At 32.5% G+C, this 12190-nt stretch carries 11 protein-coding genes; 2 read left to right on the plus strand and 9 right to left on the minus strand.

The features are described from left to right. Window positions 1–787: 787 nt before the first annotated feature. Window positions 788–2272 carry a glycosyltransferase gene (locus tag ISP08_RS08060; RefSeq protein WP_195718279.1) on the plus strand — a complete coding sequence of 495 codons (1485 nt, stop codon included), beginning with the start codon at window positions 788–790 and terminating at the stop codon, window positions 2270–2272. Window positions 2273–2381: 109 nt separating this feature from the next. Here ISP08_RS08060 and priA read toward each other — a convergent pair whose 3' ends face one another. The 4 genes from priA to gmk all read right to left on the minus strand — a co-directional run bounded on the left by priA (window position 2382) and on the right by gmk (window position 7021). Beyond that, window positions 2382–4790, minus strand: a complete 2409-nt coding sequence (gene priA / locus ISP08_RS08065) for a primosomal protein N' (RefSeq protein ID WP_195718280.1) — start codon at window positions 4788–4790, stop codon at window positions 2382–2384. Between the two features lies 1 nt (window position 4791). Then, window positions 4792–6006: a bifunctional phosphopantothenoylcysteine decarboxylase/phosphopantothenate--cysteine ligase CoaBC gene (gene coaBC / locus ISP08_RS08070; protein WP_195718281.1), complete on the minus strand. Its 1215-nt coding sequence runs from the start codon at window positions 6004–6006 to the stop codon at window positions 4792–4794. A 188-nt stretch (window positions 6007–6194) separates the two neighbouring features. Next, entirely contained in the window at window positions 6195–6398 is a 204-nt protein-coding gene (rpoZ, locus tag ISP08_RS08075) for a DNA-directed RNA polymerase subunit omega (protein ID WP_048794115.1), read from the minus strand. Beyond that, on the minus strand, window positions 6398–7021 hold the full coding sequence (gene gmk, locus ISP08_RS08080) for a guanylate kinase (RefSeq protein WP_048794116.1): 624 nt from the start codon (window positions 7019–7021) through the stop codon (window positions 6398–6400). The genes rpoZ and gmk overlap by 1 nt, the downstream gene beginning before the upstream one ends. A gap of 157 nt (window positions 7022–7178) precedes the next feature. On the opposite strand from gmk, the gene ISP08_RS08085 reads away from it, so the two are divergent. Next, complete coding sequence (locus tag ISP08_RS08085) at window positions 7179–8879, plus strand: Rqc2 family fibronectin-binding protein (protein ID WP_195718282.1); 1701 nt, start codon at window positions 7179–7181, stop codon at window positions 8877–8879. A 132-nt stretch (window positions 8880–9011) separates the two neighbouring features. Here ISP08_RS08085 and ISP08_RS08090 read toward each other — a convergent pair whose 3' ends face one another. The 5 genes from ISP08_RS08090 to pyrF all read right to left on the minus strand — a co-directional run bounded on the left by ISP08_RS08090 (window position 9012) and on the right by pyrF (window position 12178). Beyond that, window positions 9012–9422, minus strand: coding sequence for a VOC family protein (locus ISP08_RS08090; protein WP_195718694.1), 411 nt, complete (start codon window positions 9420–9422; stop codon window positions 9012–9014). 79 nt (window positions 9423–9501) lie between these two features. After that, window positions 9502–10347 carry a YitT family protein gene (locus ISP08_RS08095; protein ID WP_048794119.1) on the minus strand — a complete coding sequence of 282 codons (846 nt, stop codon included), beginning with the start codon at window positions 10345–10347 and terminating at the stop codon, window positions 9502–9504. Between the two features lie 315 nt (window positions 10348–10662). Further along, on the minus strand, window positions 10663–10845 hold the full coding sequence (locus ISP08_RS08100) for a hypothetical protein (protein WP_048794120.1): 183 nt from the start codon (window positions 10843–10845) through the stop codon (window positions 10663–10665). 27 nt (window positions 10846–10872) lie between these two features. Next, on the minus strand, window positions 10873–11484 hold the full coding sequence (gene pyrE, locus ISP08_RS08105; RefSeq protein WP_195718283.1) for an orotate phosphoribosyltransferase: 612 nt from the start codon (window positions 11482–11484) through the stop codon (window positions 10873–10875). A 1-nt stretch (window position 11485) separates the two neighbouring features. Continuing rightward, window positions 11486–12178, minus strand: coding sequence for an orotidine-5'-phosphate decarboxylase (gene pyrF, locus ISP08_RS08110; RefSeq protein ID WP_195718284.1), 693 nt, complete (start codon window positions 12176–12178; stop codon window positions 11486–11488). Window positions 12179–12190 lie beyond the last annotated feature (12 nt).

Raw genomic sequence — 12190 nt, forward strand, 5'->3', positions numbered from 1 at the left:
TTGATAATTAAGACTATTGCAGCGGAAAAGTAATTTACACTTAAAGTTTATCATACATTCTAGGAAAACATTTTTAAGACGGTAATTTTTAAGTTTATGCGCGTTTCGAAAATTAAATTTGAGACGTACATTTTTGATATTAGTAATTTTGCTTATACATAAAAAAGACCACCCAATGAAGGGTGGATGTCTGAGTGTTTGTCTGGAGATACACCTCAGGGCGTAAATTAGACAAACATTCATATGATACGCCCTAAGGCGTACTAATGCATCATACAATACTTTAGACATTAATGCTATCTTTTCTTAGAAATAACGAAGCAACATCACTATGTACTACATTGGCACATTAATGTTGCATACTTTTCTGTAATCCTAATTCCTTAACATACATCATTTATTACTTATCTAGATAGTCATTCTAAAATCACATTAACAATGCCTTGAGCCAATTTCACAATAAAATTAAAACCTTTCTAAATCATCGTATAGGATAGACTTTTTATATAAATAAAAGCAATATAAATATTAATTATAATATAAACTTTCGCTATTAATTATGATAAAGTAATATTTAGTTAAATAGTTTTGCTTACTGTTTATAATACATGCATAAAATAAATGATTGTAAATTAAGGGAAAAAAATATGTTCTATTTAAATTCGAAGAATTGAGTATTAAACATAGTAAAACCTTATAAAATAATGTTTTATAAAATACTAATGGGAATAGATATTTTACCTAGAAGCATTATTACATTTTAATTATTAATAAGGGGATGTTTCATTTGATTTATACAGTTACAACTACACTTCCACCTCTTCATGGCGGGAGAACAAAATCTTTATTAAGAAGAATAAAATTACTGGATACAGAGCTTACAATACCTACTAAAATATTAACAACAAATTACAATGCTGATTATCCAGAAGTGTATAATCTTTTTTTAGAACAAAAAAAGGTAACAAATAATATTCAATTTGAAAATATATATGATTGGTTATCTGGTTTTAACCTTTTACTCAGTACTAATTCAAATTATTCTAAAAAGGAAACTTCCTATGAAATAGAAGGTTTACGTAGTGAAATAAAAAGTAACGGGCGAGTTGTTCGTTATTATGATGGCGATAAATATGTTTTATATAGAAGATTTTATGAAAGTACTAAAATTTTAGAATTTGAAGATTTTATGTCCCCCGTCAGTAAACGAAAGGTCCAACGATGGCAGTATAATAAACATGGAATCTTACATAAAAAACTTTTCTATTCACACAATACTTATCAAAAAATATCAGAAGAATTTTTTGATAAGAACGGCAATATTTACTGTAAAAAATTTTTTGAAAACACAGACAATAATGAATTGATTTATATACAAACATACCGTAAAGAACGACCCCACTTGACTTTTTCATCTGAAAAACAATTTTTCCAATATTATTTTGATGCGAAATTTAAGGACGGCGATACAGTATTTTGTGATGCAAGAGCATTAGATGCTCCGCTTTTAAAACAAAGTAATAATACCAACAATATTTTAGTATTTCATAGTAGTCATTTAAATGAAAATAGCATAAAAGGTTCGTTTAAGTTTGCTTTAAATAACCCGGATAAAGTTGCAAAATACATTGTTCTAACTCATAAACAAAAAAATGATATTCAGAATATATTACCAATAGACTCTAACAAATTTTGTGTTATACCACATTTTATGCTTGAAAAAGAAACTGATACTAGTGTAATCGAAAAAGAAAATAGGTTTATTTTCTTAGGACGACTTGGAGTTGAAAAGCAGTTAGATCATGTTATTAAAGCATATAATAAGTTTTTAGAAAGCGGTCATTCTACTAAGCTTGCTATTTTTGGTAAAGATGAATCCAATCAAAAAGAAATGTTATTAAAACTAATAAATGATTATGGAATTCAAGATAAAGTAAGAATTTATGATTATACCAATAATCCATCATTAGAATTCAAAAAATCTAAAGCTTCCTTACTAACTAGTAAATTCGAAGGTTTTGCTCTATCAGTTATGGAAAGTATTGAATCCAAATGTCCAGTTGTTTCTTATGATATTAAATATGGACCATCAGAAATTATTAATCATGGTAAGAATGGTTATCTTGTAGAACCGAATAATATATCTCAATTAGCCAATTATATGAAAGAGGTTATTGAAAACCCTTTATCTAATGTTAAAACGAACCCAGAATTAAAATACAATGCTGCTATTGAAAACTATAATCACCTATTTGCAACATTGAATAGTTAAAACTAACTATTTTAAAATGCTTAAGTTAACGCAAGCTTCGAAATTTAGTTTTTCAATATAAATATTAATTAACAAAACGCTTTGTAACAATTAGTTACAAAGCGTTTTGTTACATCATCATATGGGGATTAATATCAATCTTCAATGATAATTTATGTTTTAAGTATTCATCATGATAATAATCGTCTAGATATTGCAATGCTTCATGTAATGCTGGTTCATTTTTATATTTAACTAAAATTTGGAAGCGATATTCGTTATTTATTCTTGATAAAGCGGCTGGTGATGGACCTAGAACTAATGCTTTATCTGAAATATGTTGCAATAAAATTTTATGAATATGCTTAGATGCTTCCATAACTTTTTTCATATCTTGATGTGCAATAGTAAAGTTGATTAAAAAGAAATATGGTGGATATTTACCTAACTTTCTATAATTCATTTCTTTATCGTAAAATGCCAAATAGTCATTCAATTGCACGTCTTTAATTGCATAATGATCAGGATTGTATGTTTGTATTAATACTTCGCCTTCTTTGTCATGTCTCCCTGCTCTACCTGCCACTTGCGTCAATAACTGAAACGTACGTTCACTTGATCGGAAATCTGGTAAGTTTAGCATTGTATCAGCATTTAACACGCCTACGAGGGTAATGTTTGGAAAGTCTAATCCTTTAGCAATCATTTGTGTACCTAATAATATATCGCCTTTACCTGCACCAAAATCATTTAATAATTTTTCATGTGCGCCTTTACGAGAAGTTGTATCCACATCCATACGAATAATATTAGCCTCAGGAAATTCTCGTTGCAATAATTCTTCCACACGTTGAGTTCCTGTTCCAACTTGACGAATATGTTCACTTTCGCAGTTCGCACATAAATTTGGTGGCGTTTCTTGATAACCACAGTAATGACATTTTAACTGATCTGCTGACTTATGATATGTTAACGAGATATCACAATTTGGGCATTGTGGCACATGTCCACAGTCTCTACAAAGCATAAATGATGCATAGCCTCGGCGATTTAAAAATAAAACGATTTGTTCTTTCTTGTCCAATCGGGTTTGAATTGCATCACGTAATTGATTAGAGAACATTGAGCGATTGCCTGCGCTTAATTCAGCTCGCATATCTACGATATCGATTTCTGGCATAGCTTGATTATTAACTCTTGTCGGTAATGGCAATAAATCATACACCTTTTTATCAGCACGTGCATATGTTTCAAGACTTGGTGTTGCACTTCCTAAAATGAGGGGACAGTTATGGTATTGACTTCTCCACTGTGCAATATCTCTAGCATGATAACGAGGATAATCTTCCTGCTTATAAGATGATTCATGCTCTTCATCTATAATAATCATGCCTAGATTTTTAAATGGCGCAAAAACGCTTGATCTAGCACCAACACTCACCCGAGCACGACCGTCACGAATTTTTTGCCACTCATCATAACGTTCACCCTTTGATAAACCAGAGTGTAGTACTGCAACATCATCACCAAAACGGCGTTTGAAACGTAACACCATTTGAGGCGTTAATGCAATTTCTGGCACTAACATCATAGCTTCTCTGCCGAGTTGTAACACTTCTTCAATCGTATGCAAATAAACTTCTGTCTTACCTGAACCAGTAACGCCGTGAAGTAAAAACGTCTGTTGTTCATGTGCATTTACCTTTGCCGAGATGGCATCAAACGCTTCTTGTTGTGATGCAGTCAAAGCTTGTTTGGCTTCTTGTTCAAATACACGTGTTTCAAATGGATCGCGTTCTACTACAGTGTCATATTTTTCAACGTAGCCTTTTCTAACGAGTGTATCTATGCTTGATTTAGACAAACCCATCTCTTCTATATCTCGTAACAAAACCGTATGATGCCTTTCATCCATTAAGTACGCATATAAATCATATTGTTTTGCCGATTTTTCAAGCTTCTGTAAAACTTCATCGTAATTATAATCCTCGGTAACTTTAACTGCACGTTGTTTTTTCTTTGTTGTGTTTTGTGACAAGATTGTTTCTTCTGTAATAGCCCCGCTATTAAGATATTGTACAAGTTCTGTAATATCATCGTTGCGTTGCGCTTCTTTATAAAGATAATGACCGTCACTATTAAATTTACTTAGTAATGAAGATGGCATCAATTGTTCATCATTTAGTTTAAAAACTTTAGTATATTTAGCTTTAATTGCGCTAGGCAACATTACTTCTAACATAGAAATACGTTTAGTCACGAAATATTGACTATACCACTCACTTAATTCAATTAATTCAGACGTCAATTCTGGTTTAATATCCTGTACTTCTTTAACTTCTTTTAATTTCGAAGTATCAAGTTGTTCGTCAGGTGTTTCAGTAATAGACATTACATAGCCTTGAATTGTTCTTGGACCAAATGGCACAATCACTCTCATGCCAATTTGTAGAATAGATTGTAATCGTGTTGGGATAATATAATCAAATGTGAAGTCAACACTTTTAGACGGTATATCAACGATTACTTTCGCTATCATATTATTGCCACCTTGCTTCAAGTTCATTTAATATTTTATCAGCGAGCGCTATTTTAGTGTCTTTACCAAGTTGTACCGAATCTTTAGTTGCAAAATGCATCGTATAATCATTATTGTCTGAACTAAAACCAATAGATGTATCGCCTACATTATTAGCAATAATGACGTCGGCATTTTTTTTAACTAACTTTTGTTGTGCGTAGTCGTCAATATTTTGTGTTTCTGCTGCAAATCCTACTAAATATTGATGTGTTTTATGTTCGCCTAGATATTTTAAAATATCGGACGTACGTTTAAATGTTACCGACAATTCTCCATCTTGTTTTTTCAATTTATGATTAAGTGTTTCACTAGGTGCATAATCTGATACTGCTGCTGCTTTAAATACGATATCTAATTGGTCGTATCTAGATGAAACTGCTTCAAACATTTCTGCTGCGCTTTGCACTTTTACTAACGTAATGTTTTTAGATTTCGGTTGGGACAAGTGTGTAGGTCCACTGACGAGTGTTACATTCGCGCCTCGTTTAGCTAAGGCTTCTGCTAAGGCATAACCCATTTTACCCGACGAACGATTGGATAAGTATCGTACCGGATCAAGTACTTCAATTGTTGGTCCTGCCGTAACTAATGCATTTTTGCCGTTAAATGTACTATATTCAATTTCGCTGTCGGCTTGTTTATTTTTTATAAATTGTTCTATTTTAGTTAAAATCTGTAATGGCTCTTCCATACGTCCTTTAGCTACATAACCACACGCTAAATATCCTTCACCCGGTTCGATAAAGTGGTAACCATCTTCACTTAAGGTAGCCATATTTTGTTGTGTTCTTTTATTTTCATACATATGAACATTCATTGCAGGTGCGATAAATTTAGGCGTTTCCGTTGCTAATAAAGTTGAAGTAACCATGTCATCAGCGATACCATTACTTAACTTTGCAATTGTGTTTGCAGTAGCTGGTGCTACGATAATGACATCTGCCCAGTCACCAAGAGAGACGTGTTGTATTTCTTGAGGATTTTGTTCAAGAAATGTGTTTGTATAGACAGGATTTCTACTAATAGCTTGGAATGATAACGGAGTAACAAATTCTTGTGCATTATCTGTTAGCATGACACGCACATCATAACCAGCTTGAGACAATTTACTAGTTAAATCTATAGCTTTATAAGCTGCAATTCCACCAGTAACTGCTAATAATATATTTTTCATTATAAAGTTACCTCCATATAACTCAATTCAACTAACACCAACACGTTAATATGATGTTTCAGGTGTTTATTTTTAACGTTCTTGTTTTACTTTCATCGCTAATTATACACAAAAACTTAATATTATAAAAAAGACACACCTTGAAGTTAAAGGTATGTCTCACAATGCTTTTAGTATTAGCTTAAAATTTAGTTTTGTACGCCATCTGGGTAAACTTTACCTTCAGCTATTTCTTCTAAAGCTCTGCCAACAGCTTTTTTTGAGCGATAACGTTCAAGTAATTCTGTATCTTCTACATCTTCTAATTCACGCGCACGCTTTGCAGCAGTTGTGGCGATTAAATATTTAGAGTTTATTTTAGCAGTTAATTGGTTTAATGGTGGGTATAACATTATTTTTTGGCCTCCAATATCATTTTTCTATATCTTGCTTCTATACGTTCTCTTTTTAAATGTTCCGCTTCCACGATAGATTGAATACGTTGCTTAGCTAAGTCGACCTCGTCATTGACAACAACATAATCGTATAAGTTCATCATTTCGACTTCATTTCTAGCTTCTTTAACACGGCTTTGAATTTTCTCATCCGATTCAGTGCCTCGACCTACTAAACGTTCACGTAAATGGTCTAAGCTTGGTGGAGCGAGAAATATAAATAAAGCGTCAGGAAACTTTTTACGTACTTGCTTGGCACCTTCAACTTCAATTTCTAAAAATACATCATAACCTTTGTCCATTGTATCTTTAACGTATTGAACAGGCGTACCATAGTAATTCCCTACATACTCAGCATATTCTATAAATTGGTCTTGTTTAATTAATTCTTCAAATTCAGCTTTTGATTTGAAAAAGTAATCAACGCCATCGACTTCTCCAACGCGCATTTCACGTGTCGTCATAGAAATAGAATATTTGTAAGATGTAGATGGATCATCGAATATTTTCTTTCTAACTGTACCTTTACCAACACCAGATGGCCCAGATAGTACTATCAACAAACCTTTCTCATTATCCATTTCTTATAACCTCTCTAAGCTATACTATATTATTTACATATGATACCATAACAAAGCTTTAATTGTATAGCATACTTATAACAATCTTTGCCTATGACCAAATGATTGCTACATGTTACAATTAAATGAATGACTTAAAATAAGGTGGCTGACTTAAATGGCATATGATGGCTTATTCACGAAAAAAATGGTTGAATCTCTACAATTTTTAACAAGTGGAAGAATTCACAAAATCAATCAACCTGAAAACGATACAATAATTATGGTGGTCCGCCAAAACCGTAAAAACCATCAACTATTATTATCTATACATCCTAGTTTTTCTAGGTTACAACTAACAAATAAAAAATATGATAATCCTTTTGATCCACCTATGTTTGCACGTGTATTTCGTAAACACTTAGAGGGTGGCTTTATTAAGGCAATTAAACAAATCGGCAATGACCGCAGAATTGAAATCGATGTAGAAAGTAAAGATGAAATTGGTGATACGATTTATCGTACTGTTATCCTTGAAATTATGGGTAAACACAGTAACTTGATTCTTGTCGATGATAAACGCAAAATTATCGAAGGTTTCAAACATTTAACACCAAATACAAACCAATATCGTACTGTTATGCCCGGTTTTCAATACGAAACACCACCAACTCAAAATAAAATAAATCCTTTTGAAATTACTGGAGATGAAGTTACACAATATATCGACTTTAATAGTGGCAAGATTGCTAAACAGTTACTCAATCATTTTGAAGGTTTCAGTCCTTTAATAACGAATGAAATTGTGAGCCGCAGACAGTTTATGACAAGTGAAACTTTACCAGCTGCATTTGATGAAGTGTTGTCAGAAGTAAAATCTGCACCTACGCCCGTCTTTCATAAAAATCATGAAACTGGTAAAGAAGACTTTTATTTTATGAAATTACAACAATTTCATGATGACATGACGGTTTACGATTCATTAGATGAATTACTCGACCGTTATTATGAGGCTCGTGGCGAAAGAGAACGCGTTAAACAACGTGCAAATGATTTAGTAAAATTTGTCCAACAACAATTGCATAAATATCAAAATAAATTAAGTAAACTCATAGATGAACAAGAAGGAACGAAAGAAAAAGATAAACAACAACTTTATGGTGAATTAATTACCGCAAATATATATCGTATTAAACAAGGCGATGAAAATGTAACGGTACTAAATTATTATACGAATGAAGAAATAACGATTTCGCTTAACCCTACCAAATCGCCATCGGTTAATGCACAGTATTATTACAAACAATATAATAGATTGAAAACACGAGACCACGAGTTAGATAAACAAATTGCGCTCACTAAAGAAAATATTAATTACTTTGAAAATATTGAACAGCAACTCGCACATATTACAGTTAATGAAATCGATGATATTAGAGATGAGTTAGCTGAACAAGGCTTTATGAAACAACGTAAACAAAGTAAGAAAAAGAAAAAGCCAGAACTAAAATTACAAAGTTATCTAGCAACGGATGGTACGCAAATATTAGTTGGTAAAAATAATAAACAAAATGATTATTTAACGAACAAAAAAGCTAATAAAAATCATATTTGGTTCCACACTAAAGATATTCCGGGTTCTCACGTAGTCATTTTAAACGATGAACCTAGTGATGAAACGATTAAAGAAGCGGCTATGTTGGCCGGCTATTTTTCTAAAGCAGGTAGTTCAAGTCAAATCCCTGTGGATTATACAGAAATCAAACATGTACACAAACCATCAGGTGCTAAACCGGGATTTGTCACATATGACAATCAAAAAACACTATTCGTTACACCTGACTACGATCACATCCAAACGATGAAACAGGATAATTAATTAAAATTAGAATAATGTACACGTTTGCCCGCAGGCAAGTACATCATATTTAAAATAATAAGAGAGCTAACCTACAATGGGTTAGCTCTCTTATTTTAAGCATGGGTGTTTATGACACAAGCGCTTCTTTTATTATTGTTTTTCTGGTAAAGCTAATTGGAAATTCACGCCAAATTTATCAACTATCCAAGTAAACTCCCTAAATGTAGGTGGCATTTCCGTTTTCGGCATTAATATTGCGCCCCCACTTTTTAATTTACTAAATAGGTGTTCCATTTCCATAGTGCTTTCTACAGTCACATATAAAGACATTGCAGGTGTCATATCAATATCTACACCATTTACATTATCTATAGCCATCAATACTTGATCTTTAATTCTAAATATAGCATGTTGCACGGCGCCAGCCATTTCTTCACTATCTTCGCCATACTTAACTAAAGTTAAAATTTCAGCATCTTCAAAAGTATTAACGTATAAATTGATTGCTTCTTCAGCATTTCCATTAAACATTAAAAAGGTTGTAACCTTAGGTATAAGCATCATTTTACCCCTCTCTACATTGCTATCTATTTATATCATAACGATATTGTTCTGATAAATCGAGTTATCTCTTTTATCATTAATTCATATTCATAAAGCCATTACCTAACACATCTCGTACATCGTGTATAACTAAAAATGCATTTTCATCGATTTCACTAACCATTCTCTTAACTCGGGTTACTTGTGACTGAGGAACGACAACGTATAACATACTCGTTTCCGTCTTGCCGTAACCACCTTTACCATTTAATAATGTAGAACCTCTGCCAGTAAAGGAATTTATCGCATTACTAATATCTTCACTTTTACTAGAAATAACTGTAACAGCCTTTTTAGGATTGAAACCTTCTATAATAAATGAAGTGGCACGTTCTGTAATAAACAACATAATAATTGTGAATAATACATTTTTCAATGGTAAAACGAGTAAAAATGATAACACAACTAAACCATCTAAGATAAAAATACCTTGTGAAGTTTTAACGTCAAAATATTTATTCAACATCTTCGCAATGACCGAAGTACCACCGGCTGTACTGCCCGCTGCTATAATAAATCCACAGCCAATACCGATGAATACACCACCAAATACTGAACTTATAATAAAATCATGAATACCTAAATTAAAATTTTCAGTAAACCTTAAAAAGAATGACAGTGCAGTATTTGTAATAAATGTATAGACTGCAGTAGCTTTACTTAAAAACTTCCACCCTACTATAATAACCAAAGTGTTAATGATTAATGATGAAATTGCGGGAGAAAATCCTAATGTATATTTAAGGGCTAAAGATATACCAATCGTACCGCCATCGCCCATATTTGCTCCTAAAATAAAAAAGCTAACGCCAAGCGCGTTAATAAATGAGCCTATAAGACAAAAGAGTACATTTTTATAGTGGTCTTTGAATAGTTTTTTCATACGCAGCTCCTAACGATAATTAATTATCCGTGGTTTTTGTTCTGTCTATGTTAAAATATGGATACCGTAAGTAGTTTATTATTGATAAAAAGTAAAAAGTCATACTATAAAAAGCTTAAAATGTGTAAATATTTTAATAACATTCCCAATCAATAACTTATTGGAGGTTCGATAACATGATCTATATTATTTCATTATTAGTAGCCGCAGCTTTTATATTACTAGGTTATATTCTAACGAAAATTTTTATACGTTAAAATATTAAAAAGAGAGCGAGACCCAAGTTAAAACTTAGTCTCGATCTCTTTTTTACTATTAAATATGACCTTTGGCTTTAATATCTGATTTTGCTTTTTTAAATATGTTTTCATCTGAAGCCGAGGACAACAATTCATTTTGATCATTGGTTTTATCTTCATTGCGATAATCGTCAGTTTTAGATAAAAATTTGTTAACATGAGAAAACTGTCGATAAACATCGTGTGGGTTATTAGTCATGATATTACCCCCCCTCTGCTTAACATTTTATGCTAAGTTATCTCTCCATTCAACTAATGTCTTAATATCTTGTTCTGAAATATCTCCATTATCTTTAGCTACTTCTATTAATTCATTATAATCGCTTAAAGTGTAAAATGGAACACCTGCATCGTTAAATAATTCATCCGCTTTGTTCAGACCATAAGTAAAAATAGCGACTACGCCTAATACTTCAGCACCTGCTTCTTTCAATGCATCTACTGCAGTAATTGAAGAGCCACCAGTTGAAATTAAATCTTCAATTACAACAACCTTTTTACCTTCACTTAAGGCACCTTCAATTTGATTTTGTTTACCATGACTTTTACTTTTAGAGCGCACATAGTTCATTGGTAAATCCAACACTTCAGAAACATAAGCTGCATGTGGAATACCTGCCGTTGCAGTTCCTGACACGATTTCTACATTTGCAAACTTTTCTTTAATTAACGCACTTAAACCATCTCTAATTTCAGTTCTCACTTTTGGATAGCCTAAAGTCACTCTGTTGTCGCAATAAATTGGTGATTTAATTCCTGAACTCCACGTAAATAAATCATTTGGTGATAGAGAAACTGCTCCGATATCTAATAACGACTGAGCTATACTTTTTGTCATATTAACCTAACCAACTTTCTTTAATTTTATGATAACTAGCAACGGGATTGTCGCTTTGTGTAATTGGTCTACCTACAACAATATGTGTAGAACCTAATTTTTTAGCATCTTCTGGCGTTGTTACACGCTTTTGGTCGTCCGTTTGGCTGTCTGCTGGACGTATACCTGGTGTAACTTTTAAAAATGACTCTCCTAATTGATTTTTTAACATCGTAGTTTCAAGTGGTGAGCATACTACACCATCTAAACCAGCTTTCTGCGCAAGATTAGCATAATTTAAAACCGCTTCATCCATTGATGTCTTAATGTTTTGTTGTTCATTCAACATTTCTTGGCTCGTTGACGTTAATTGTGTTACCGCAATAATTTTAATATCAGTATTATGCTTACGAATGCCAGCGACGGCACGTTCCATCATTGTCGTACCGCCTGCTGCATGAACATTCACTAAATCTACATCAAGTTTACTCAAACCTTCCATTGCTTTTCCGACTGTATTCGGAATATCGTGTAATTTCAGATCGAGGAAGATATCATGCCCACGTTCTTTTATTGATTTAATAAGCTGTGGTCCTGTTTGATAAAATAACTCCATGCCAACTTTCACAAATAAAGGCTCATCAAAGTTATCTAAAAAATTATTAACAGCATCTTCAGTATCAAAATCGAGTGCAATAATTGGTAATTGTTTCATTTAAATTGGTCT

It is taken from the genome of Staphylococcus lloydii, from assembly GCF_015775975.1.
GTDB lineage: Bacteria > Bacillota > Bacilli > Staphylococcales > Staphylococcaceae > Staphylococcus > Staphylococcus lloydii.